At 67.8% G+C, this 24445-nt stretch carries 22 protein-coding genes and 2 tRNA genes; 4 read left to right on the plus strand and 20 right to left on the minus strand.

Translation table 11 applies throughout. The features are described 5' to 3' along the window. Positions 1–90: 90 nt before the first annotated feature. From ndk to AWC14_RS09300, 7 genes are all read right to left on the minus strand, one after another. Positions 91–501 carry a nucleoside-diphosphate kinase gene (gene ndk, locus AWC14_RS09270; RefSeq protein WP_045374585.1) on the minus strand — a complete coding sequence of 137 codons (411 nt, stop codon included), beginning with the start codon at positions 499–501 and terminating at the stop codon, positions 91–93. A 23-nt stretch (positions 502–524) separates the two neighbouring features. Next, entirely contained in the window at positions 525–902 is a 378-nt protein-coding gene (locus AWC14_RS09275) for a DUF4233 domain-containing protein (RefSeq protein ID WP_045374522.1), read from the minus strand. Further along, positions 899–2284, minus strand: a complete 1386-nt coding sequence (gene folC, locus AWC14_RS09280; RefSeq protein ID WP_045374519.1) for a bifunctional tetrahydrofolate synthase/dihydrofolate synthase — start codon at positions 2282–2284, stop codon at positions 899–901. Before folC ends, AWC14_RS09275 begins: the two co-directional genes overlap by 4 nt. After that, positions 2281–4914, minus strand: a complete 2634-nt coding sequence (locus AWC14_RS09285) for a valine--tRNA ligase (protein ID WP_045374516.1) — start codon at positions 4912–4914, stop codon at positions 2281–2283. The genes folC and AWC14_RS09285 overlap by 4 nt, the downstream gene beginning before the upstream one ends. 56 nt (positions 4915–4970) lie before the next feature. Further along, positions 4971–5549, minus strand: coding sequence for a DUF937 domain-containing protein (locus AWC14_RS09290; protein WP_045374582.1), 579 nt, complete (start codon positions 5547–5549; stop codon positions 4971–4973). A gap of 91 nt (positions 5550–5640) precedes the next feature. After that, positions 5641–6897 carry a saccharopine dehydrogenase family protein gene (locus AWC14_RS09295; RefSeq protein WP_045374513.1) on the minus strand — a complete coding sequence of 419 codons (1257 nt, stop codon included), beginning with the start codon at positions 6895–6897 and terminating at the stop codon, positions 5641–5643. Then, complete coding sequence (locus AWC14_RS09300) at positions 6894–8882, minus strand: S9 family peptidase (protein ID WP_045374510.1); 1989 nt, start codon at positions 8880–8882, stop codon at positions 6894–6896. Before AWC14_RS09300 ends, AWC14_RS09295 begins: the two co-directional genes overlap by 4 nt. Positions 8883–8925: 43 nt before the next feature. Here AWC14_RS09300 and AWC14_RS09305 point away from each other — a divergent pair, with 43 nt between their 5' ends. Further along, positions 8926–10077: an FAD-dependent monooxygenase gene (locus tag AWC14_RS09305; RefSeq protein ID WP_045374507.1), complete on the plus strand. Its 1152-nt coding sequence runs from the start codon at positions 8926–8928 to the stop codon at positions 10075–10077. Positions 10078–10127: 50 nt separating this feature from the next. Here AWC14_RS09305 and AWC14_RS29510 read toward each other — a convergent pair whose 3' ends face one another. The 5 genes from AWC14_RS29510 to clpX form a co-directional block, all read right to left on the minus strand. Continuing rightward, entirely contained in the window at positions 10128–10682 is a 555-nt protein-coding gene (locus AWC14_RS29510) for a transglycosylase family protein (protein ID WP_045374579.1), read from the minus strand. A gap of 994 nt (positions 10683–11676) precedes the next feature. Beyond that, the gene (gene mobA, locus AWC14_RS09315) at positions 11677–12291 is read right to left on the minus strand and encodes a molybdenum cofactor guanylyltransferase (RefSeq protein WP_081967986.1); all 615 of its coding nucleotides are present in this window, start codon (positions 12289–12291) and stop codon (positions 11677–11679) included. A 1-nt stretch (position 12292) separates the two neighbouring features. After that, a complete protein-coding gene (locus AWC14_RS09320; protein ID WP_045374502.1) occupies positions 12293–13360 on the minus strand; it encodes a 2-oxoacid:ferredoxin oxidoreductase subunit beta in 1068 nt (355 codons plus the stop codon). Further along, positions 13357–15315, minus strand: coding sequence for a 2-oxoacid:acceptor oxidoreductase subunit alpha (locus tag AWC14_RS09325; RefSeq protein ID WP_045374499.1), 1959 nt, complete (start codon positions 15313–15315; stop codon positions 13357–13359). The genes AWC14_RS09320 and AWC14_RS09325 overlap by 4 nt, the downstream gene beginning before the upstream one ends. Before the next feature lie 311 nt (positions 15316–15626). Further along, the gene (gene clpX / locus AWC14_RS09330; protein ID WP_045374496.1) at positions 15627–16910 is read right to left on the minus strand and encodes an ATP-dependent Clp protease ATP-binding subunit ClpX; all 1284 of its coding nucleotides are present in this window, start codon (positions 16908–16910) and stop codon (positions 15627–15629) included. Between the two features lie 245 nt (positions 16911–17155). Here clpX and mmuM point away from each other — a divergent pair, with 245 nt between their 5' ends. Next, a complete protein-coding gene (gene mmuM, locus AWC14_RS09335) occupies positions 17156–18016 on the plus strand; it encodes a homocysteine S-methyltransferase (protein ID WP_045374576.1) in 861 nt (286 codons plus the stop codon). Here the strand turns inward: mmuM and clpP2 are convergent, their stop codons facing one another. From clpP2 to AWC14_RS09355, 4 genes are all read right to left on the minus strand, one after another. Continuing rightward, positions 18017–18652, minus strand: coding sequence for an ATP-dependent CLP protease proteolytic subunit ClpP2 (gene clpP2, locus AWC14_RS09340; protein ID WP_045374492.1), 636 nt, complete (start codon positions 18650–18652; stop codon positions 18017–18019). Then, positions 18649–19233, minus strand: a complete 585-nt coding sequence (locus tag AWC14_RS09345; RefSeq protein WP_045374490.1) for an ATP-dependent Clp protease proteolytic subunit — start codon at positions 19231–19233, stop codon at positions 18649–18651. The genes clpP2 and AWC14_RS09345 overlap by 4 nt, the downstream gene beginning before the upstream one ends. 107 nt (positions 19234–19340) lie before the next feature. Further along, on the minus strand, positions 19341–20708 hold the full coding sequence (tig, locus tag AWC14_RS09350; protein ID WP_045374488.1) for a trigger factor: 1368 nt from the start codon (positions 20706–20708) through the stop codon (positions 19341–19343). Between the two features lie 51 nt (positions 20709–20759). After that, a tRNA-Pro gene (locus tag AWC14_RS09355) sits at positions 20760–20833 on the minus strand. 126 nt (positions 20834–20959) lie between these two features. Between AWC14_RS09355 and AWC14_RS09360 the strand changes: the two genes are divergently transcribed. Together AWC14_RS09360 and AWC14_RS09365 are read left to right on the plus strand one after the other, a co-directional pair. Next, positions 20960–21030 (plus strand) — tRNA-Gly (locus tag AWC14_RS09360). 31 nt (positions 21031–21061) lie between these two features. Then, complete coding sequence (locus AWC14_RS09365; RefSeq protein WP_045374486.1) at positions 21062–22246, plus strand: serine hydrolase domain-containing protein; 1185 nt, start codon at positions 21062–21064, stop codon at positions 22244–22246. Between the two features lie 9 nt (positions 22247–22255). Here the strand turns inward: AWC14_RS09365 and AWC14_RS28945 are convergent, their stop codons facing one another. The 4 genes from AWC14_RS28945 to AWC14_RS09385 all read right to left on the minus strand — a co-directional run bounded on the left by AWC14_RS28945 (position 22256) and on the right by AWC14_RS09385 (position 24418). After that, entirely contained in the window at positions 22256–22579 is a 324-nt protein-coding gene (locus tag AWC14_RS28945) for a hypothetical protein (protein ID WP_162267186.1), read from the minus strand. 100 nt (positions 22580–22679) lie between these two features. After that, the gene (locus tag AWC14_RS30310) at positions 22680–23045 is read right to left on the minus strand and encodes an Mtp family mycobacterial-type pilin (RefSeq protein WP_487246466.1); all 366 of its coding nucleotides are present in this window, start codon (positions 23043–23045) and stop codon (positions 22680–22682) included. Positions 23046–23141: 96 nt separating this feature from the next. Next, a complete protein-coding gene (locus AWC14_RS09380; protein WP_045374480.1) occupies positions 23142–23936 on the minus strand; it encodes an Fpg/Nei family DNA glycosylase in 795 nt (264 codons plus the stop codon). Positions 23937–23938: 2 nt separating this feature from the next. Next, positions 23939–24418, minus strand: coding sequence for a ribose-5-phosphate isomerase (locus AWC14_RS09385; protein ID WP_045374477.1), 480 nt, complete (start codon positions 24416–24418; stop codon positions 23939–23941). Between the last annotated feature and the right edge of the window lie 27 nt (positions 24419–24445).

Genomic DNA, 24445 nt, shown 5'->3' on the forward strand with positions numbered 1-24445 from the left:
TCGAGCCTGCGCTCAGAGTTCAAATCCGCGAACCAACGACGCTCTCAGCGCAGGTTCGGAGCCATCAGCGCAGGCTCGACAGCGAGCTCGCTAGGCCTCCGGGAACCAGAGCGCGATTTCACGCTCGGCCGACTCGGCCGAATCGGAGCCGTGCACCAGGTTGAACTGGGTCTCCAGGCCGAAGTCGCCGCGGATGGTGCCCGGCGCGGCCTTCTCCACCGGGTCGGTGGCGCCGGCGAGCTGGCGGAGCGCGGCGACGGCTCGCGGCCCCTCGACGATGGCCGCCACCACGGGCCCCGACGTGATGAACTCCAGCAGCGGCGTGAAAAACGACTTGCCCTCGTGCTCGGCGTAGTGCCGGCGGGCCAGCTCGTCGGCGACGTTGCGCAATTCCAGGGCGGCGAACGTCAGGCCTTTGCGCTCGATGCGGCCGATGATCTCGCCCACCAATCGCCGTTGCACGCCGTCGGGCTTGATCAACAGCAGGGTCCGCTCAGTCATCAGCGGAAAGCGTACCTGGCGGCTCACTCGGCAGGCGGTTGTTGGCCGGGCAACAGGCCGCGTCGCTGCCGGCGCAGCACCTCGGCGCGGAAGTAGGCGATCAGCGCCCACACCCCGGCGAACAGCAGCCCGATGAACCCGACCCCCGGGTACACCAAGAAGCCGGCGATCGGCACCGCCTGCACCGCGAGGTTTGCCCAGATCGCCCACGACCGGCCCTGCACCCCGGCGAGCAGGACCAGGAGCACGGCCAAGCCGATCAGATAACCCAATGCGACGGGAGTCAGCCCGCCGCCGACCGCGCCGACGACCGGCAGGGCCAGCAGCACCACGATCGCCTCGAGGATCAGCGTGCCGGCCATCACGCCGCGGAAGCTCTTCCACGGGTCGGGGGCGGTCATGCGGGATCCTTGCCGAACAGCGTGCGAGCGGCGCCGGCGGTGACCACCGAGCCGGTGATGACGATCCCGGTTCCGGAGAACTCTTCGCCTTCCGCGGCGGCCTCGTCGACCAGGGCGGTGGCGGTGTCGATGGCGTCGCGCAGGTCGACGGCGGTGAGCACCCGGTCCGGGCCGAACCGCTGCTCTGCGGTCAGCGCCAGCGACTCGACGTCCAGGGCCCGCGGTGATCCGTTGTGGGTCACCACGATCCGGTCCAGCACCGGCTCCAGCGCGGCGAGAATGCCGTCGACGTCCTTGTCGGCCAGCACGCTGATGACTCCGACCAAAAACCGGAAGTCGAACTCGTCGGCCAGTGTTCGGGCCAGCGCCGCGGCCCCGGCCGGGTTGTGCGCGGCGTCGATGTACACCGTCGGGGCGCTGCGCATCCGCTCCAGCCGGCCCGGGCTGGTGACCGCAGCGAACCCCGCCCGCACAGAGTCGACGTCGAGCTGGCGGTCCTTGCCCGCGCCGAAGAACGCCTCGACCGCCGCCAGCGCGATCGCCGCGTTGTGGGCCTGGTGTTCGCCGTGCAGCGGCAGGTGGACGTCGGAGTACACCCCGCCGAGGCCCTGCAACGTCAAAAGTTGCCCGCCGACGGCGATCTGGCGGTCGGCCACCGCGAACTCCGAATCCTCCCGGGCCACTGCGGCGTCAGCCCGAACCGACTGCGCCAGAAGCACTTCCATCACTTCCGGCCGCTGTTGCCCGATCACTGCGACGGTGTCGGACCCGGTGATGATGCCCGCCTTCTCCCCGGCGATCCCGGCGATGTCGGCGCCGAGGTAGTCGACGTGGTCGACGCTGATCGGGGTGATGACGGCGACGGGTGCGTCGATCACGTTGGTGGCGTCCCAGCGGCCGCCCAGCCCCACCTCGATGACGCCGACGTCGATCGGGGCGTCGGCGAACGCGGCGAACGCCATCGCGGTGAGCACCTCGAACTTGCTCATCGCCGGGCCGCCGGCCTCCTGCGACTGCTGGTCGATCATCTGCACGAACGGTTCGATCTCCCGGTATGTCGCCACGTACTGCGCGGGACTGATCGGCTGCCCGTCGATGGCGATGCGCTCGACCGCCGACTGCAGATGCGGGCTGGTGGTGCGGCCGGTGCGCCGGTGCAGCGCCGTCAGCAGCGAGTCGACCATGCGCGCCACCGAGGTTTTGCCGTTGGTGCCGGCGATGTGGACGCACGGATAGCTGCGCTGCGGCGAGCCGAGCAGGTCCATCAGCGCGCTGATCCGGGTCAGGCTCGGCTCGATTTTCGTTTCCGGCCAACGCTGATCGAGCAGGTGCTCGACCTGCAGCAGCGACGCGATCTCGTCCGGGGTGGGTGATTCGGTCACATCGAGGCCAGGCGGCTGGTGATCCGGTCCACTTCTTCACGGGCCACCCGCTGGCGGTCGCGGATCTTGTCGACGACGGCCGCGGGCGCCTTGTCCAAGAAGGCGCTGTTGTCGAGTTTGGCGCTGGTGCCGGCCAATTCCTTTTGCGCGGCGGCCAAATCCTTTTCCAGACGGCGCCGTTCGGCTTCGACGTCGATGGTGCCCGAGGTGTCGAGTTCGACGACCACGGTCCCGCCACCGAGCCGGATCTCCAGCGACGCCGACGGGCTGAACTGCGGGTCCGGCGCGGTGAGCCAGGCCAGCGACGTCACGGCGCCCACCTGGTTGGCCAGGTCGGCGTCGTCGATGCCCGAGAGCCGGGCCGGCACCTTCTGCCGGTCGGCCAGGCCTTGGTCGCTGCGGAACCGCCGGACCTCGGTCACCAACTTCTGCATATCGGTGATCCGTTGTGCGGCAAGGGGATCCAGGCCGATGCCCGACGACTGGGGCCAGTCGGCGACCACCAACGACTCCTGCCCGGTCAACGCCTGCCACAGCGCCTCGCTGAGGAACGGGATCACCGGGTGCAACAGTCGCAGCAGCGTGTCCAGCACCGCAGCCAGCACGGCGTTGGTGTGGATGAGACCTTCGGCCAGTTGCGTCTTGGCGAGCTCGACGTACCAGTCGCAGAACTCGTCCCAGGTGAAGTGGTAGAGCGCCTCGCAGGCACGGCTGAACTCGTAGCGGTCGAACGCCGAATCCACTTCGGCGCGAACCTCTTCCAACCGCCCCAGAATCCAGCGGTCGGCGTCGGTCAGCTCCTCCGGCAGCGGCGCCACGGCGGCGCCGTTGAGCAGTGCGAACCGGGTGGCGTTGAACAGCTTGGTGCCGAAGTTGCGCGACGCCCGGACATGGTCCTCGCCGATTGACAGGTCCCCGCCGGGGCTGGCGCCGCGGGCCAAGGTGAAGCGCAGCGCGTCGGCACCGAACTTCTCCACCCAGTCCAGCGGGTCGACACCGTTGCCCTTCGACTTGCTCATCTTGCGACCGAACTCGTCGCGGATGAGCCCGTGCAGGAACACGTCGGTGAACGGCACCTGAGGCCCGCGGCGCCCGCCCAGCGTGATTGCGTCGTCGTCGCCGACGAAGGTGCCGAACATCATCATCCGGGCCACCCAGAAGAACAGGATGTCGTAGCCGGTGACCAAAACGCTTGTCGGGTAAAACTTTTCCAGCTCAGGCGTGCGCTCGGGCCAGCCCATCGTGGAAAACGGCCACAGCGCCGAGGAGAACCAGGTGTCCAGGACGTCGTGATCCTGCTCCCAGCCTTCGGGCGGGGTTTCGTCGGGGCCCACGCACACCTGCTCACCGTTGGGGCCGTGCCAGATCGGGATGCGGTGGCCCCACCACAGTTGCCGGGATATGCACCAGTCGTGCATGTCGTCGACCCAGCCGAAGAAGCGCGGCTCCAGGCTGGCGGGGTGAATCACGGTGTCGCCGTTGCGTACTGCGTCGCCGGCGGCCTTGGCCAGCGACTCCACCCGCACCCACCACTGCAGCGACAGCCGCGGCTCGATCGGCTCGCCGGTGCGCTCCGAATGTCCGACGCTGTGCAGGTACGGACGCTTCTCGGCCACCACACGGCCCTGTGCTGCCAGCGCTTCTCGGACGGCGACCCGGGCCTCGAAGCGGTCCATGCCGTCGAATCGTGTTCCGGTGCCGGCGATTCGGCCCTTGCTGTCCATGATGGTGGGCATCGGCAGGTCATGGCGCAGGCCGATCTCGAAGTCGTTGGGGTCGTGCGCCGGGGTAACTTTGACTGCTCCCGTGCCGAATTCGGGGTCGACGTGCTCGTCGGCGACGACAACGAGCTGGCGGTCGACGAACGGGTGCGGCAGCGTGGCGCCGACGAGATCGCGGTACCGCTCGTCGTCGGGATGCACCGCGATCGCGGTGTCGCCCAACATCGTTTCGACCCGGGTGGTGGCGACCACGATGTTGGGCCCGTCGGCCGAGCCGTAACGGAACGACACCAACTCACCCTCGACGTCCTCGTAGCGGACCTCGAGGTCGGAGATCGCGGTTTCCAGCTCGGGCGACCAGTTCACCAGCCGCTCGGCCTGGTAGATCAGGCCGGCGTCGTAGAGCCGCTTGAAAATCGTGCGCACCGCGCGGGACAGGCCATCGTCCATGGTGAACCGGTCGCGGCTCCAGTCCACGCCGTCGCCGAGCCGGCGCATCTGGGCGCCGATGGTGCCGCCGGAGTCACGCTTCCAGTCCCACACCTTGTCGATGAACAACTCGCGGCCGAAGTCCTCTTTAGTCTTGCCGTCGACCGCGAGCTGCTTTTCCACCACGATCTGCGTAGCGATGCCTGCGTGGTCCATGCCCGGCAGCCACAGCACCTCGTAGCCCTGCATCCGCTTGCGGCGGGTCAGCACGTCCATCAGCGTGTGGTCCAGCGCGTGGCCCATGTGCAGTTCGCCGGTCACGTTCGGCGGCGGCAGCACGATCGAATACCCGGGTTTGGCGCTGGTCGGGTCCGCCGTGAAATAGCCGGCGTCCACCCACCGCTGGTAGATCGTGCTCTCGACCGCGCCCGGATCCCACGACTTGGGCAAGGCATCGGCGGCGCGGCTCGGGCTGGTCACCGGTCAATTCTATGGAGGCCGAGGGCCCGCCTCGACCTCCGCCCTTGTGGGCCGCGTTACTTCCTGCCGAAAAGGCCGCCGAGGATATCGCCCGCTTTGCTGCCGAGCACGTCACCCAAGACGCCGCCCAGCGACTTGTTGCGGCTGCCGGACATGCCACTGAGGATGCTGCCCAGCACCTCGTTGAGCGCGCCGCCGGACGCCTTCTCCTCCGCCGGGGCCGGCCCGCCCTTCTGCGTCATCTGCTTGCCGATGTAGGCCAGCACGATCGGCGCCAGAATCGGCAACAGCTTCTGGATCAAGTCGGCGTTGCCGGCTCCGGAACCCGAGAGCGCCGCGGCCACTTGGCTGGTGTCGTTGCCGCCGAAGATCCTCGCGATCGCCTGCTGGCCCTGGTTCTCGTCGACGTGCTCGACGTTGACACCGGTGTCCAGTAAGCCTCGGGCGGCGTGGCTGCTGGCCTCCGACTCGATCGCCGAGGCGTTGTCGGGATCCTGCGCGCTCTGGTGCACACCGCCGACCAGCACCGGCACAAGCAGTTGAACCGCGTTGTTCACCTCGGATTCGTCGACGCCGAGCTTGCCTGCAATGTCACTCGTGGGAATTTGGGCGAAGAGATCATCTAGGCCGGCCATGGACCCGTCCACCTAACGTTGCTGGGATGTTGTCGTCATTCGGTGACGACAGTAGTCCAGTTGATCTTGTCGGACAGCGGTTCAGCGCAGCTCAATTCAACCGCGCGGTTTTCAGCGAGACCCCCGCTGCGGGGAACCGCGCCAACAATGCGTCACCCATCGCGGCCGCCGGGGTGAGCACGCCGCGCAGCTCCGACAGCTTGTCGCGGTCCAGTGCCAGCGCCAAGCCGCTTTCGCCGAGCAGCACCGACGTCGCCTTGTAGCCCGGGTCGCCCTGCTGGGCGATCGTGGCCACGTAGCGCGCGCCGCCGGTCGTCTTGGCGTACGTCTCGGCCTGGTAGTAGCCGCGCTCACGCGCCGCGGCGCTGGGCCCGGTGCCGGGTTTGGGCGCCAGCCGTTCGACCAGCCGCCGCGGCAGGAGCCGAAAATAGCGGCTGCCCAGCGCAAAAGCAGTGTTGCCGATCCCGGTGACCACCGCCGACGCCGCCGGCGCGGCCAACGACGAGCCCACGCTCATGTGTTCGCTGTAGCGGAACTGCCTGCCGTAGGCCCAGTCCAGTAATGCGTTGCTGCGCCGCACAATTCGCGTGTTGTACGGGGCCATCACAAATCCCGCGGTCCAGCTGCCGGCCAGTTCCGGGGCAATGTCGCGACCACGGCGCCAGCGCAAGTCAGGCTGGCGGCCCAGGTCGGGTTCTGCGCCGCGGTCGGGACTGAGCGTGTAGGGGTCGTCGAGTTGGCGCCGCGCATCGGGGTCGTTCGACGCGGTGTCCATCACTTCCATCATCGACGCGATGGTGCCGCCGGAAAGCCCGCCGGAGAAACGCCGCAGCACGAAGTCGGTGTCGGCGAGTTCCCCGGTGCCGTCTTCGCTGACCGCCCGATAGAGCGCGTACACCGTCAAATCCGAAGGGATGGAATCGAATCCACAGGCATGCACGATCCGGGCACCGGTGTCGGCGGCCTGCTTGTGGTACAGGTCGATGCTGTTGCGCACGAACATCGCCTCGCCGGTGAGGTCGGCGTAGTCGGTGCCGGCGGCCGCGCAGGCGCCGACCAGCGGCAGCCCGTAGCGGGTGTACGGCCCGACCGTGGTGATGACCACCTGTGTCCGCGCCGCCATCGCATCCAGCGTCGACGGCGACGAGGCGTCGGCCTCCAACAGCGGCCAGGATTGGGCTGCGGCGCCCAGGGTTTCGCGCACCCGGGCCAATCGCTCGGTCGAGCGCCCGGCCAGCGCAATGCGGGCGTCGCCCGCTGCACCGGCGAGGTATTCGGCGGTCAGCTTTCCCACGAAGCCGGTCGCCCCGTACACGACAATGTCGAACTCTCGCTGTGTTCCCGTCACGGCGCCGACGCTACTCCGAGGATTTCGGGTAACTCGCCGGTCTCCCCGAGCACATGTTCGGCCAGGAACGCCAGCACCACCTGATACCAGATCTTGGTGTGCTGCGGCGCCACCACCCAGTGGTGCTCTGACGGAAAATACAGGAACCGGTGCGGGCTGGTGCCGTCGTCGGCGGCGGGCAGGCCGGACTGCGCGAGCAGCTCGTACCACAGCCGCAACGCTTCGCCGATCGGCACGCGATAGTCCTTGTCGCCGTGGATGATCAGCATCGGAGTCCTGATCTTCTCGACGAAGCGGTGCGGTGAATGCGCGGCGGTCATCTGCGGGGTCATCTCGCGACGCCAGTAGTAGGCCACGTCGGTGGTGGGGCCGAATTGGTCCAGCGCCCACAGACTGGCGTGCGTCACGATCGCAGCGAACCGGTCGGTGTGGCCGGCCACCCAATTGGCCATGTAACCACCGAACGACCCGCCCATCGCGGCCGTGCGGCCGGCGTCGATGCGCGGATGCCGGCAGGCGGCGTCGCAGGCTGCCATCAGGTCCTCGAACGGCGGCCCACCCCAGGCGCCCCAGCCACGCTGAATGAACGCCTGCCCGTAGCCCGTTGACAGCGCCGGGTCGGGCAGTAGCACCGCGTAGCCCTTGGCGGCCATCAGCCACGGGTTCCACCGCCACGACCAGCTGTTCCAGCTGCCCAGCGGCCCACCGTGAATCCACAGCAACAGCGGCGCCGGCGCGGTGTCCTCTGGCAGCACCAGCCACGACCGCACAGCCGTGCCGTCCGGCGCGGTTGCGCTGAGTTCTGTCAATGTCCCTGGCAGCGCGGGCAATTCGATACACGGCAGCACGGTGACCGCGCCGTCGGGATCGATCCGCACCGGGTGCGGCGGCGTCGCGTAGGAGCTGCGCAGCGCGAACAGCACCCCGCCGGGTGCGGCGACGACGTCGGTATAGCCGAAATCGTCGTCGGTGAGTTGGGTGACAGCGGATGTGACGACGTCGACGGCGAACACCGGAATGCGCCCGGCCTGGTCTGCGGTCACGATCAGTGTGGCCCCGTCGCTCGACCAGGTCACCGTGGCCGGCCAGCGGTCCCAGTCCTCGGCCAGCGTCACCGGCTGCTCGCCGAATCGTATGCATTGCAATGTTGTTCGAGGCGCCTGCTCAGGTGTGGAGATGGTTTCGCGGGTGAACGCCACGGCCGACCCGTCGGGCGAGATCGCGGGATTGCCAAGGTCGGCGTCCGGATCGTCGGCGATCACGCTGCGTTCGCCGGAGGCCAGGTCGACTTGCACCAAAACCGACCGTTGCGCGGGCCCGGGCCCGGCCACCCGCCACGTCGTCACCAGGAACCGGCCGTCGGCGCTGATGTCGAATCCGGCTTCGCGCAGCGCCCCACCCGGATTCGGGGTCAGGTCCCGCGGACCGGACACGTCGAAGAAGTGCGGCTGGTCGGGGCCAAGATCCTTGTCCCAGAATCGAACCGGGAATCCGTCGTGCAGGATCGCGGTCACCTTGGAGTCCTTGCGCAGATCCCGCAGCCGCCGATCGTCGTCGACGCCGTCGGCCGAAGCCAGCAGCGGCGCGGCGATCACTGCCGCGTCGGCACCGCGCGCGGTGCGCACCGAAGTGACCCCGCCGGGCATGCCGAGCACCTCGACCGCTTCGCCGCCGGCAGCCGGTAGCCGCCACAGCGAGGCCGGCGGCTTCTCGTCGCCGGATGTGGGCCGCGACGACACGAACAGCAGGTCGCCGTCGACGGTGAAGGCCGGCGACGACTCACCATGCGCGCCACGGGTCAGTCGGCGTGCGGGCTCGCGGCCGGACGGGTCGACTTCCCAGATCGCGCTGACGTATTCGGCCCGTTTGTCGTCGAGTTCGGCCACCGTGGTGACCAGTCGGGACCCGTCGGCCGACACGGCCAGGCCGGAAACCCGCGGCAGCGCGAGGTAATCATCGAGGTCGTCGAATGCCGTTGCCGTCATCCGTCTTGGGTAGCACAACCGCCCACCCGATAAGTTCGGCCGCATGGCGCAACGCATCGTCGTCGTCGGCGCGGGCATCGCGGGTCTGGCAAGCGCGGCGGCGCTGCAGCGGTGTGGCCGCGAGGTCTCGGTGATCGAAGAACGCGCCGACACCTCGGCGGGGGCCGGCATCAGCATCTGGCCCAACGCGCTGGCCGCGCTGGACCACATTGGAATCGGGGATCAGGTTCGCGACGCCGGTGGCCGCGTCACCGCCGGTGCGCTGCGCTGGCGCGACGGCTCGTGGCTGCGCCGGCCCGCCGACGAAAGATTGGTCACCGCGCTCGGGGAGCCGATGGTGGTGGTGCAGCGCTCGGTCTTGCGGGACATCCTTGCTGCAGCGCTGGCGCCAGGCACCGTGGAATACGGGCTGTCGGCTACCGCCGTCGCGGTCAACGGAGAGGTTCGACTCGAGCTGTCGGACGGCACGGTCCGCACGGCCGATGCCGTCGTCGGCGCCGACGGGATCGGCTCGGTGGTGGCGCGGCACCTCAACGGCCCGCTGGTACGCCGCTACGCGGGCTATACCGCCTGGCGCGGGGTGGCCTCCTGCGCCATGGACCCGCAGTTGGCCGGCGAGACGCTCGGGCCCGGGGTGCAAACCGGCCACGTCCCGATGGGGCCGGACCGCACCTACTGGTTCACCACCGAGCGGGCTCCGGAAGGGCGGATTTCGCCCGGCGGCGAGTTGGCGTACTTGCAGAGCAAGCTGGTCGGCTGGCCGGAGCCCGTCCCGAGCATGCTTGCCGCGACCGCACCGGCCGACGTCTTGCGCAATGACCTCTACGACCGCGGTCGTGCCCGCTGCTGGGCCCGTGGTCCGATAGCGGTGGTCGGCGACGCGGCCCACCCGATGCGCCCGCATCTGGGCCAGGGCGGGTGCCAGGCGCTCGAAGACGCCGCGGTGTTGGCCGCCTGCGTCCGGCGCGACGGCGACTTGCCGGCGGCGTTCGCACGCTTCGCCGCCTTCCGCCGCCGTCGGGTCACCTCGATCGTCCGCGAGGCGGCCTTGATCGGGCGGGTGATCAACGCCCGTCCCGCAATACTGAGCGCCATCGCCGCACGGGCCAGCGTGCTGATGCCGGAAAGGGTGCTGAACCGCCATCTGGCGTCGGTGGCGGCCAGGTCGGCGTTCGTGTTGCCGGCCCCTGAATAGACGACGGTGCCGGACCCGAAGGCCCGGCACCGTCTTGTGTAGCCGTTAGGTCAGCCGCGCCGGCCGCAGACCGGCCAGGCGCCGATGCCCTGCGTACGCAGAACGTTCTCGGCCACCCGGATCTGCTCCTCGCGGCTCGCGTTGGCCGGGGAGCCCGAGCCACCGTTGGCATGCCAGGTGCTCGGGGTGAACTGCAGACCGCCCACGAAGCCGTTACCGGTGTTGATCGACCAGTTGCCACCGGACTCGCACTGCGCGATTGCGTCCCAGTTCACGCTGTAAGCCTTCTTCACCGGTGCCGGAGCCGGAGCGGGCTCGGGAGCGGCCTCCGGGGCAGGGGGCGCCTCGGGTGCCGGCGGCAGGTCCTCCGGAGCCGGGGGCAGGTCCTCGGGAGCCGGAGGGACGTCCTCCGGAGCCGGGGGCAGGTCCTCCGGAGCGGGAGGAAGGTCCTCCGCGGGCGCCGCGTCACGCATGGTGCCGAGGGCGGCGTTCGAGTCCCAGGCCTCGCCTTCCGCGTAGGCGGTCGCGGCAAAGGGCGCGAGCGGCGCAGCGGCAAGCGCCCCGGTGATTGCGGCCATGATGAGCGTCTTGTGGACGTTCTTCAACATCGTTCCTTTCGCGGTGCGCGCGCCAAAGCAAGCCCACGAACGTGGGCTCGGGGTGCCTGTGCAGGCTGGTTGGTGCTTTGGAACGTGCCGTCTCGTTCAGGCACGACAGCGGGGGCGTTGTCCGCCCGGCGGGCTAGCGCCCGATGGCTGCGCGACGGCCGTGCCGTTCGCAGCCCCGCTCACACGCGGGTCCGTGGATTCGATTTTGGGTGGCCGTTTAGGGCCGAGACGGACCGTACGAGACCGGATTGCATTCGTCATCTCACCCGACACGCATATCTCGGTTCGATAACGACCGCCTTACGGGCGGTGCTGATAATTGTCTTCCCAGGTCACGAATATCTTTTTCGCCCGCGTCAAAGCCGCAAAGTCAGTGGCACGCCGTGAGCCAAATCACGCAGAAATTGTGAGCTGGGCCACCGGTTTACCCGTGCCAGACGGTCGGTTTTGCGGCTGACATGGCGTCAGTAGCGCGCCGTGTGTTCTGCGCCGATACCACGCGGGTCACGGCCGTCTGCGCGGTGCTTCATCGCCCGATGCGCCAGGTGATTCCAAACCCTTTGCACTGCAGTCACTTCCATGTCTGATGATGCTCAGACTTGAGCTGTACCACCGAGTGTCGGCATTCGTGTTCGTCAACTATGTGACGCCACAACGGGTTTAGGAACCCTTACGGGCAACCGCAACCCGGTGCCGACAAACGCGCGATGCCCGCATTGGATGCCTATTCGCCGAGGCGAAACCATCGGATTTTCTCCGCTCGCATCAACGGCGACAAACGAATCGCAGGCGGTCTTCAAGCTCTTGGGAGGCTGTAATCCCTTCCACCGCAAGGGGATATCAGCCGGCCCTCACCCGCATCCGCGCCCAACCCAGGCGCGCAATTCTTGGCACTAATAGCCGGTTATCGTAATTTCGGCAGCGAATTACTCATTGTTTGAGCCGGGAATTTAGCCAAGAATTGACGGCGATAATGCCGAATTGTGCGCGCTCAGCGGCTGGACTGTGCCAGTGTGCGCAGATCTTCCGCCGAATTCACGTTGCTCAGCGGCCGGGAGTCGGACACCACGATCCGTTGCGCGTCGACGCTGTCGATCAGCGCACGCATGGCGCGTTCACCGGCGGCCACCAGCGCGTCGACCCGGTCGGCCAGGTCGGTCCGATACACCGCGGCCAAGTAGTGGTCGCGGCCGTCCCACGGCAACGTCACCTCGGCGTCCACCTCGGCGGCGCGGTCGGCCAGCATGTCGATCAAATCGACGGTCAGCAGCGGCATGTCGACGGCGCACACGAATGCCCGCTTGGCGCCGGCCTCGAGAGCGGCCCGAAGCCCGCGTCCCGTCGCCAGCAGCGGGCCCAGCCCGCGCACCTCGTCGCGCAGGATGTCGGCCGGCAGCTCCGGCAGCGGCTGCCCCGGGGCGGCGACGACGAAAACCGGCTGACAGCGCTTGCCGACAATTCCGACCACGTGCTCGACCATCGTCGTGGCGCCGTTACAAGCCGCAATCTCCTGCGGTACTGCAAGTGTGGCCTTGTCACGGCCCATCCGTCGGGACGCGCCCCCCGCCAGCACCACCCCTGCTAACGGGTCCGCAGCGGCTGCCACGTCAGGCGACGGTCCAGGTGTCGCGGCCCCGCAGCAGCGCTTGCAGCGCCGACCGGTCCGGAGGGCTGGTCGCCGCGGAGGCAGTCACCTGCGCGCGTGCGGCGTCGTCGTAGGTGGGCCGGCTCACCTGGCGGAAGATACCCATCACGGTGTGTTCGAGGTTCTGGTCGGACAGCCGCGACAGCGCGAACGCGTAGGCCGAGTCAGCGGTGTGCGCGTCGTGCACGACGATCTCGTCGGCGCCGACATCGGCGGTCTTGGCCACCTCGAGGCCGAATCCGGAACGCACCACGCAGTATTCGTCGTTGGCGCCGAAGATGATCGGCTCGCCGTGGCGGACGTTGATCACCCGCTCTTCGGATCCTTCTTTACGCAGCGCGTCGAAAGAACCGTCGTTGAAGATCGGGCAGTCCTGCAGGATCTCGACCAGGGCCGACCCGCGGTGGGTGGCCGCGGCGCGCAGCACCTCCGACAACCCCTTGCGGTCGGAGTCCAGCGCGCGGCCGACGAAGGTGGCCTCGGCGCCCAGCGCCAGTGACACCGGGTTGAAGGGCTGGTCGAGCGATCCCATCGGCGTGGACTTGGTGACCTTGCCGACCTCGGAGGTGGGCGAATACTGGCCCTTGGTCAGACCGTAGATCCGGTTGTTGAACAGCAGGATCGTCAGGTTGACGTTGCGCCGCAGCGCGTGCACCAAGTGGTTGCCGCCGATCGAGAGCGCGTCGCCGTCGCCGGTGACCACCCACACCGAAAGGTCCTCACGGGCCAGCGCCAACCCGGTCGCAATGGCCGGCGCGCGGCCGTGGATGGAATGCAGACCGTAGGTCTCCAGGTAGTACGGAAACCGGCTGGAGCAACCGATGCCGCTGACGAACACGATGTTCTCGCGGCGCAGCCCGAGCTCGGGCAAGAAGTTGCGGATGGTGTTGAGGATGACGTAGTCACCACAGCCGGGGCACCAGCGCACCTCCTGGTCACTGGTGAAGTCCTTGGCCTTCTGGGGCTCGTCGGTGGTGGGCACCCCGCTCAGTGCGCTCAGCCCCAGGTCGTGACCGATCAGGTCCGTCATGCGTCAGCTCCTGCTCCAACGGTCGCCGCTGCCATTCTGGCGACCATCGCCTTGTCTTCCTCGATCTCGGCCAGCGTGCCGCCCAGCGCGGCGCTGATCAGCCGGCTCACCTCGTCGGCGAGGAACGACAGTCCCTGCACCTTGGTGACCGACTGGATGTCCACCAAATACTTCCCGCGCAGCAGCAGCGCCAGCTGGCCCATGTTCATCTCGGGCGCCACGACTTTCGGGTAGCGGCGCAGCACGTCACCCAGGTTGGCCGGGAACGGGTTGAGATAGCGCAGGTGGGCATGCGCCACCTTGATGCCCCTGCGGCGCGCGCGCCGGCACGCCTCCCCGATCGGGCCGTAGGTACTGCCCCACCCGATCAGCAGCAACTCGGCGTTACCGGTCGGGTCGTCGACCTCGAGGTCGGGGACGCGAATCCCGTCGATCTTGGCCTGGCGCAACCGAACCATCAGGTCGTGGTTGGCCGGCTCGTAGGAGATGTTGCCGGACCCGTTGGCCGCTTCCAAACCGCCGATGCGGTGTTCCAGACCCGGCGTGCCGGGAATGGCGAACTGCCGGGCCAGGGTCTCGGGGTCGCGGGCGTACGGCTGGAACGGCTCACCGGCCTTGGCGAAGGTGTGCTCGATGGGTTCCAGCGTGCTGACGTCGGGGATCTGCCACGGCTCGGAGCCGTTGGCGATGGCGCCGTCGGACAACACGATCACCGGGGTGTGGTACGACACCGCGATGCGCACCGCCTCCACCGCGGTCTCGAAGCAGTCCGAGGGCGACCGGGGAGCCAGCACCGCCACCGGGGATTCGCCGTTGCGGCCGTACATCGCCTGCAGCAGGTCGGCCTGCTCGGTCTTGGTCGGCATACCCGTCGACGGACCGGCGCGCTGCACGTCGATCACCAGCAGCGGCAGCTCGGTCATCACGCCGAGCCCGATGGCCTCGGACTTGAGCGACAAGCCCGGCCCGGAGGTGCTGGTGACCCCGAGCGCGCCGCCGTAGGCGGCGCCCAATGCGGCGCAGACTCCGCCGATCTCGTCTTCGGCCTGGAAGGTGATGACGTTGAAGTTCTTGTGCTTCGACAGCTCGTGCAGGATGTCGGAGGCCGGGGTGATCGGGTAGCTGCCGAGCACCACCGGGATACCAGCGAGCTGGCCGGCGGTGACGATGCCGTAAGCCATCGCGGTGTTGCCGGAGATCTGCCGGTACTCCCCCGCGGGCAGTTTCGCCGGGGAGACGTCGTAGGTGGTGCCGAAGGCCTCGGTGGTCTCGCCGTAGTTCCAGCCGGCCTTGAGCGCCAGCACGTTGGCCTCGGCGACATCGGGCTTGCGGGCGAACTTCTCGCGGATGAAGGACTCGCTGGTTTCGATCGGCCGGCCGTACATCCAGGACAGCAGGCCGAGCGCGAACATGTTCTTGGCGCGCTGGCCGTCCTTCTTCGACGCGCCGATGGCCTCGACGGCGCCCAGCGTCAGCGTCGTCATCGGAACCGCTTGCACCACATACTCGGACAGCTCGCCGGACTCCAGCGGGTTGTCCTGGTAGCCGACCTTCGACAGGTTGCGCTTGGTGAACTCGTCGGAGTTGGCGATCACCAGCCCGCCGCGCGGCAGGTCGCCGATGTTGGCTTTCAGCGCCGCCGGGTTCATCGCGACCAGCACGTCGGGCCGGTCCCCGGCCGTGAGGATGTCGTATTCGGCGATCTGGATCTGGAACGACGAGACGCCGGGCAGGGTGCCCTGCGGTGCGCGGATCTCGGCTGGATAGTTGGGCTGGGTGGCCAGGTCGTTGCCGAACAACGCGGCCTCGGAGGTGAACCGGTCACCGGTGAGCTGCATGCCGTCGCCGGAGTCTCCTGCGAAGCGGATGACGACTTGTTCCAGCTTCTGCCGCTTGGACGCTGTCGTGCTGGCTGAATGAGATTCCGACCTGGCTCCGTCGTCGTTCGGACCCACGTCCCCGCCTTCCGTCGCTGTCTATCGCACGGGCACTCTGCGTTGCGCCTACCGGTACCCGCCGCCGAAGCAAAACCCCGGCCGCGTTTTATGTCACTGGTAGTACCGATTATTGCACTGCTCTTAGGGTTTAATTCGCGCCCACGCGCATGACCACCGTAGCGCCATCGGTTCAAAAATCGAGGTCAGGCGCGCGGTGTGGAAGCATGCGCGGGTGAAGTGTGGTGTTCGTCACTTTTGCTGGCATGCAAACTCTAAGAACAAAACCTACGCACGAGTAACATTAGCTAGCGCCCCGCGGGCGCCGCGAATTACGCGCTCTTGTCGCGGCGCTCGGTGCGCGAGGGCTTGCGCGGCACGATCGTCGGCAGCACGTTGTCCTGCACTGTTTCCTTGGTCACGACGACCTTGGCGACGTCGTCGCGGCTGGGGATGTCGTACATCACCGGCAGCAGCACTTCTTCCATGATCGCGCGCAAGCCGCGGGCGCCGGTGCCGCGGTGGATCGCCTGCTCGGCGATGGCCTCCAGCGCATCCTGCGTGAATTCCAGTTCCACGCCGTCCATTTCGAACAGCCGGGTGTATTGCTTGACCAACGCGTTCTTCGGCTGGGACAAGATCTTGACCAGCGAGTCCATGTCCAGGTTGGTCACCGACGCGACCACCGGGAGCCGGCCGATGAATTCCGGGATCAGCCCGTACTTGATCAGGTCTTCAGGCATCACCTCGGCGAAGTGATCGGTGGTGTCGATCTCGGCCTTGGAGCGAACCTCGGCGCCGAAGCCCAGTCCGCGTTTGCCGACCCGGTCGGAGACGATCTTCTCCAGCCCGGCGAACGCGCCCGCCACGATGAACAACACGTTGGTGGTGTCGATCTGGATGAACTCCTGGTGCGGGTGCTTGCGGCCGCCCTGCGGCGGCACCGACGCCTGGGTGCCCTCCAGGATTTTCAGCAGCGCCTGCTGGACGCCCTCGCCGGAGACGTCGCGGGTGATCGACGGGTTCTCGCTCTTGCGCGCGATCTTGTCGACCTCGTCGATGTAGATGATGCCGGTCTCTGCGCGCTTGACGTCGTAGTCGGCGGCCTGGATCAGCTTGAGCAGAATGTTCTCGACGTCCTCGCCGACATATCCGGCCTCGGTCAGCGCGGTGGCGTCGGCGATGGCGAACGGCACGTTGAGCATCTTGGCCAGCGTCTGGGCCAGGTAGGTCTTGCCGCACCCGGTCGGTCCCAGCATCAGGATGTTCGACTTGGTCAGCTCGACGGGCTCACCCGAGCGCGAGTCGCGGCCCTTCTCGCCGGCCTGGATGCGCTTGTAATGGTTGTAGACCGCGACGGCCAGGGTGCGCTTGGCGGTGTCCTGGCCGATGACGTAGCCCTCCAGGAATTCGCGGATCTCCGCGGGCTTGGGCAGCTCATCGAGTTTGACGTCGTCGGCGTCGGCGAGTTCCTCTTCGATGATCTCGTTGCACAGATCGATGCACTCGTCGCAGATGTATACGCCGGGGCCCGCAATGAGCTTCTTGACCTGCTTTTGACTCTTCCCGCAGAACGAGCACTTCAGCAGGTCGCCGCCGTCTCCGATGCGCGCCATGGTGCTGGGAGCCTACTTCCTGTTCACCGTTTGTTGTGGTATGCCGCGTGTATTTCCCGACGCTACCCGCTTGCTCCGGCGCGACGCGACCGTTAAGGCCGAATCGCGTCAGTGATATTCGTGCCTGTCCGCCTGAACATATCGCCTCGCCGCGCTTGGCGCGCGTCGTAACGCGCCGCCGTGTCCCTGGCGTGTCGCGGCCGTTACTGGACCGATTCGCGGGGCCCTACCCTGGGCCCGTGGGAATGGCCGTGCCCGAGGATACCGTGTTGATCGGCGACGGCGGCCTGGCCACCGAGCTGGAGGCGCGCGGCAACGACCTTTCCGACCCGTTGTGGTCGGCCAGGTTGTTGGTGGACGCCCCTGAGGAGATCGCCGCTGTGCATCGGGCGTTCTTCGCCGCGGGAGCGATGTATGCGACCACGGCCAGCTATCAAGCCTCGTTCGAGGGTTTCGCCGCTCGCGGCATCGACCATGGCGGCACCGTCCGGTTGCTGCGCCGCAGCGTCGACGTTGCCAGAGCTGCCGGCGGTTCCTGGGTTGCCGCATCGATCGGGCCGTACGGCGCGGCGCTGGCCGACGGGTCGGAATATCGCGGGCGGTACGGGCTTTCGGTGGCGCAGCTGGAGTCCTGGCATCGCCCGCGGTTCGAGGTGCTGGCCGAGGCGGGGGCCGACGTGCTCGCACTGGAGACGGTGCCCGACGTCGACGAGGCCGAGGCGTTGGTCAACCTGGTGCAGGCGTTGGGCGTGCCGGCCTGGCTGAGCTACACCATCGACGGCGTTTACACCCGGGCCGGCCAGCCGTTGGCCGAGGCGTTCGCCGTCGCCGCGGGTGTGCCGGAGATCGTCGCGGTCGGGGTCAACTGCTGCTCACCCGACGACGTGCTGCCGGCGATCTCGCTAGCGGCCGAGACGGGCAAGCCCGTCATCGTGTATCCGAACAGCGGCGAGCAGTGGGACAGCGGCCGCCGCGCCTGGGTCGGGCCGTCGCGGTTCTCGACCCGGCTTGTGCCGCAATGGGTTTCGGCGGGCGCGCGGATCATCGGCGGGTGTTGCCGGGTGCGACCGGCCGACATCGCCGAGCTGGCGGCGGCGCTGCGGTGATTACGCCGGCTGCGCCGAAAGTTTCCGGTACTCCAGCACGGTGTCGATGATCCCGTAGTCCTTGGCCTCTTCGGCGGTCAGGATCTTGTCGCGGTCGGTGTCCTTGCGGATCACCTCGGCCTCCTTGCCGGTGTGGCGGGCCAGCGTGGTCTCCATCAGCGTGCGCATCCGCTCGATCTCGGCGGCCTGGATTTCCAGGTCGGAGAACTGCCCCTGGATCACGCCCGACAGCGACGGCTGGTGAATCAGCACCCGCGCGTTGGGCAGCGCCATCCGCTTGCCGGGAGTGCCGGCGGCCAACAACACCGCCGCAGCCGACGCGGCCTGCCCCAGGCACACGGTCTGGATGTCGGCACGCACGTACTGCATGGTGTCGTAAATCGCCATCAGCGAAGTGAATCCGCCACCCGGGGAGTTGATGTACATCGTGATGTCGCGATCGGGATCCAGCGACTCGAGCACCAGAAGCTGCGCCATGATGTCGTTGGCCGACGCGTCGTCGACCTGGACGCCGAGGAAGATGATGCGCTCCTCGAACAGCTTGTTGTACGGGTTGGATTCTTTGACGCCCCAACTCGAGTGCTCGATGAACGACGGCAGGATGTAACGGGCCTGTGGCTGGATTTCGGGATTCATGATGCGGCTCCGTTGACGGGGGCGTTGGTGATGATGTGGTCGACGAAGCCGTACTCCAGGGCTTCGGCAGCGGTGAACCAGCGGTCGCGGTCGGAGTCGGCCATGATCCGCTCGAGCGGCTGGCCGGTGAATTCCGCGTTGAGCCGGAACATTTCCTTCTTGATGACGGCGAACTGCTCGGCCTGGATCGCGATGTCGGCCGCGCTGCCGGTGACGCCGCCCAGCGGCTGGTGCATGAGGATGCGGGCGTGCGGCAACGTATAGCGCTTGCCCTTGGTGCCCGCCGCCAACAGGAACTGGCCCATCGAGGCCGCCATGCCCATCGCGTAGGTGGCGATGTCGCAGGGGGCGAGCACCATCGTGTCGTAGATCGCCATACCGGCGCTGATCGACCCGCCAGGCGAATTGATATACAGCGAGATGTCTTTGGTCGGGTCCTCGGCGGCGAGCAGCAGAATCTGCGCGCAAAGCCGGTTGGCAACGTCGTCGTTGACCTCGGAACCCAGGAAGATGATGCGCTCGGAGAGCAAGCGCTCATAGACCGAGTCGACGAGGTTCAGACCCTGCGTGTTCGAACGCATGTCACCGCTCACAGTGCACTACCTGCTTTCTCGTGTTCACCTATGTCCGACACTAACCAACCGGCGCCGTGGTGCACTCCCCGAAGTGCCCGCGTTCGCTCAGAGCTTCACTCGGCGTCGCCCGCCGGCTCCACGTCGTCGGCTTCCTCCGCGGCACGCCGACCGAAGAACTCGCTGGTGTCGATCACATTCCCGTCGGTGTCGGTGACGGTGGCCGCCTCGACCACCGCGGCGATGGTCAGGCCGCGCCGCACGTCGGCGAACATGGCCGGCAACTGGTTGTTCTGCTGCATATAGGCAAGCAGCTGCTGCGGCTCGACGCCGTATTGCTGCGAGGTCATCACCAGCCGCTCGGTCAGGTCGTCCTGGCCCACCTGGATGTCCAGGTCGTCGGCCAGCGCGTCGAGCAGCAGCTGGGTCTTGATCGCCTTCTCCGCGCCGGCGCGGGTGTCGGCGTCGAACTCCTCGCGCGACGACCCCTGCTCGGCAAGCGCCTCGGCGAATTTGGCTTCGTCGTGGTCGAAGCGGTGGATGGCGTTGTGCAGCGCGTCGTCGACCTGGGCCTGCACGACCGCCTCGGGCAGCGGCATGTCGACCTGTTCGAGCAGGGTGTCGAGCGTGGCGTTGCGGATCGCCTCCGCCTGCCGGATGCGCTTGACCCGTCGCACCTGGTCGGCCAGGTTGGCCCGCAGCTCCTCGATGGTGTCGAATTCGCTTGCCAATTGGGCGAATTCGTCGTCGGGCTCGGGCAGCTCGCGTTCCTTGACCGACCCGACGGTGACGGTAACCTCGGCGTCCTGCCCGGCGTGCGGCCCGGCGGCCAGCTTGGTGGTGAATGTTTTCGATTCGCCTGCCGACAGACCGACGATCGCTTCGTCGAGCCCCTCGACCAACTGGCCGGAGCCCACCTCGTGGGACAGGCCCTGCGTCGTCGCCTCCGGCACGTCCTCGCCGTTGACCGTGGCCGACAAATCGATCGAGACGAAGTCGCCGTTGGCGGCGGGCCGCTCGACCGACGTCAGCGTGCCGAACCGGGCCCGCAGCGACTGCAGCTCGGCGTCGACGTCCTCGTCGCTGACCTCGATGGGATCGACGGTGATCTTCAACGAGCTCAGGTCCGGCAGCGTGATCTCCGGGCGCACGTCGACCTCGGCGGTGAACGTCAGCTCCTGGCCGTACTCCTTGTTGGTCACCTCGATGTCGGGCTGGCCCAGCGGCCGCACCTCCGACTCCGTCACCGCCTGGGTGTAGCGGCTGGGCAGGGCTTCACTGATGACCTGGTCGAGCATCGCCTCACGGCCGAAGCGCGCCTCGAGCAGCTTGGCCGGCGCCTTGCCGGGTCGAAAACCCGGCAACCGCACCTGCTTGGCCAGTTCCTTGTAGGCACGGTCGAAGTCGGGTTCGAGCTCGGTGAACGGCACCTCGACATTGATCCGAACCCGGGTCGGGCTCAATTGCTCGACGGTGCTTTTCACGGCTGTGCTCCTCGGTGTCGGTTCTGATGGGCTTCGGCGCTCGGTGCGGAGTCGGGGTGACAGGATTTGAACCTGCGGCCTTCCGCTCCCAAAGCGGATGCGCTACCAAGCTGCGCTACACCCCGCGGTGACCTCGCGATCCTACGGCCCGACGACGCCGTCCCCGGCATCGACCTCACGGCAAGGTCACGGGACGGCGTCATTTGGATTTGATGTCGGACGCGCCGTACAGTCTGGCTCGAGTTGTGCATGCGGGCGTAGCTCAATGGTAGAGCCCTAGTCTTCCAAACTAGCGACGCGGGTTCGATTCCCGTCGCCCGCTCGACTGGGGTTGTCCCAAAGGGAAAGGCGCGATGGGCGACGTCGAAATCCAGGGCACGTGCGCGTCGGGTTTCGAGAGGGTGCGCGACGCGTTCCGGCAGAATTTCGCGCTGCGCGGCGAGGTCGGCGCCGCCGTCGCCGCCTGGGTGGACGGCGCTCTCGTCGTCAACCTCTGGGGTGGCTGCGCGGACGCGGCCGGCGAACGGCCCTGGCGGGAAGACACCCTGGCCACCGTGCTCTCGACCACCAAGGGACTGAGCAGCACATGCGTGCACCAGCTTGTCGAACGCGGTGAGATCGACCTGGATGCGCCGGTGGCCCGCTACTGGCCGGAATTCGGACAGGCCGGCAAGGAGGCCATCACCATCGCGATGGTGATGAGCCATCGGTCGGGGGTGATCGGCCCACGCACCCGGATGCCGTGGGAGAAGGTCGCCGACTGGGAATTCGTCTGCGATCAACTTGCCGCCGCCGAACCGTGGTGGGAGCCCGGCACCGCGCAGGGCTACCACATGACCACGTTCGGTTTCATCCTCGGCGAGGTGGTGCGCCGGGTCACCGGGAAAACGATCGGCCAGTACCTGCGTGCCGAGATCGCCGAGCCTCTGGGCATCGACGTGCACATCGGTTTGTCGCCGGCCGCACAGCATCGCTGCGCCGATCTGGTGAACAAGCCGCACATCCGCAAGATGCTGGCCGACGTCAACGCGCCGGGTTACCCCACGTCGCTGGACCAGCACCCGAAGGCGGGGCTGGCGGTGTCGATGGGCTTCGCCCCCGACGATGAGCTGGGCTCCAATGACCTGCAGCTGTGGCGGGCGCTCGAGTTCCCGGGCACCAACGCGCAGGTGTCGGCGCTGGGCCTGGCGACCTTCTACAACGCGCTCGCCCAGGAGAAGCTGCTAAGCCGCCGCCACATGGAGCTGATCCGGGTGCCGCAGGGCGGCTTCGAGACCGACCTGGTGCTGGGTCCGCGGGTGGCCGACCACGGCTGGGGCCTGGGCTACATGCTCAACCAGCGCTGCGTCAACGGGCCCAACCCGCACATCTTCGGGCACGGCGGGCTGGGCGGCTCGTTCGGGTTCGTCGACTTGGAACACCGAATCGGCTACGCGTATGTGATGAATCGGTTCGACGCCACCAAAGCCAACGCCGACCCGCGCAGTGTGGCGCTGTCCGGCGAGATCTACGCGGCGCTGGGCGTCAAGGGAGGCTGAGGCGCGGCGCTAGTGCCCGCCGCCGCCACCGCCGCCACCGCCGTGGCCGCCGCTGCCGCCTCCGGCCGCACCGCCGTCCTCCCCGCCGCCGACAGCGCCGGGCGCCGGCCCGTTGGGGCCGGGTCCGCCGGGACCGGGACCGTAATCCCCGCCGGGGCCGGGGCCGTTGCAGTACGGGCCGTTTCCGGGGTTCCAGTCGTCGCCCGGGTTGCACGGGTAAGCCGGGAAAGCCGTCGTTTGCGCGTGGACGTCGCTGGCCGCGCCGAACCCGACCAGGCCCAAACCTGCCGAGAGCAAGGCCGTCGTTGCAGCGACGCGTACAGATTTCTTCATCTTCCGGCGGTACCCCGAGGGCTTGTGCCCCAAACGGACTGCGGCTTTTGGGCGACGGTCGCGGGCTTGGCCGCGACCGTCGCTGCGCTGGTCAGATGGGCTAGTGACGGGGTCCGCCGGGGTGATCCCCTGGCCCGCCTGGGCCGCCAGGACCGCCCGGGTGGTCGTCAGGTCCGCCGGGTCCGGGGTGCCATCCAGGTCCACCAGGCGGGGGCGGCCCGCCAGGTCCCCAACCGGGTCCCCAGTGCGGGTCGGGATGCGGGTTGGGTCCGGGACCACGCCAGTTTTCGTGGCAAGAGTTCCACTCCCAGTTAGGACCCCAGCCCGGGTCCCAGAAGTCACCCGGGCACCATTGCGGGAAGGGGCCGGGCTGGGCGTGGGCCTCCGATGCGGCGCCGATACCAGCCAACCCCAAACCGACGGCGACGACGGCTGTTGCTGCAGTGATGTGTGCGATTCGTTTCACACAGTCCTTCGTATCAAACCAACCTATGTGCCAGATGTGAGTCAGTTTTGAATGGAATGGCTTGCGCCCCAAGCTTGATCAATGCGGCGGAATCTGCTATCGCTGGCATTCGGGACACCAGAAGACATTCCGGCCTTCCAGTTCCGCGGTGTGGACCGTCGTCCCGCACACCCGGCACGGGTCGCCGGCGCGGCGATAGACATAGGTGCGCGGGCGATCGGGCAGATACGACGGCGCGCCATGGTCGTGTTCGGGGCGCACCACGAAGATCTTGCCGCGGCGGAGCCCGATTTTCATCAGCGCGACCAAATCGGTCCATGCTTCGGTGAATTCGGCTTCGGTGATCGCGCGGCCGACCCGATAGGGGTCGATGGCGTGGCGGAACAGCAGCTCGCTGCGGTAGACGTTGCCGACACCGGCGATCACCGTCTGGTCCATCAACAGCGCGCCGATTGGCCTGCGGGACTTGGTAATCCGCGCCCACGCCCATCCCGGGTCGGCGTCGCGGCGCAACGGGTCGGGGCCGAGCCGGGCCACCACGTCGGCGACCTGCGCGTCGTCGATTAGTTCGCACACCGTCGGGCCGCGTAGGTCGGTGCCGTATTCGGCGCCGACCATCCGCATGCGCACCTGACCGACCGGGGCGGGCATCGGTGTGGCGTGCTCGGTGAAACTACCGTAAAGACCAAGGTGCACATGCACTATCGGGCCGTCGGTGTAGTGGTGGAACAGGTGCTTGCCCCACACGCTGGTGCGTCGCAGCACCCGGCCGTCGACGGCCGCCGCCGAGTCCGCGAACCGGCCCTGGGGGCTGGACACCGCGACAGGTGCGCCGGCGAACCGCCGCTGGTGCAGCCGCGCCAGCCGGTGCAGGGTGTGACCTTCGGGCACGGTCAGCCGTCGGCGCCGGGTACCGGCGGCGCTTGGTGGGTGCGTTCGTATTCGGTGAGGATGTCGATACGGCGTTGGTGGCGTTCGGCTTCCGACCATGGCGTGCTGACGAACGCATCGACGATGGCCAGCGCCTCGGGAACGGTGTGCATCCGCCCGCCGATGCCGATCAGCTGCGCGTTGTTGTGCTGGCGCGCCAGCGTCGCGGTTTCCACGCTCCAGGCCAGCGCGCAGCGGGCACCGGGAACCTTGTTGGCGGCAATCTGCTCGCCGTTGCCCGACCCGCCGAGCACGATGCCCAGGCTTCCGGGATCGGCCACCGTGCGCGACGCGGCGGCGATGCAGAACGCCGGGTAGTCGTCATCGGCGTCGTAACTGAACGCGCCGCAATCGATCGGCTCGTGGCCGGCCTTCTGCAGGTGCTCGAGGATCTGCTGCTTGAGTTCGTAGCCGGCATGGTCGGAGCCGAGGTAGACGCGCATCCCGACATTCTTTCATTGCCGCTTTTA

It is taken from the genome of Mycobacterium kyorinense (genome assembly GCF_002101735.1).
In the GTDB taxonomy this organism is placed as follows: Bacteria; Actinomycetota; Actinomycetes; order Mycobacteriales; family Mycobacteriaceae; genus Mycobacterium; species Mycobacterium kyorinense.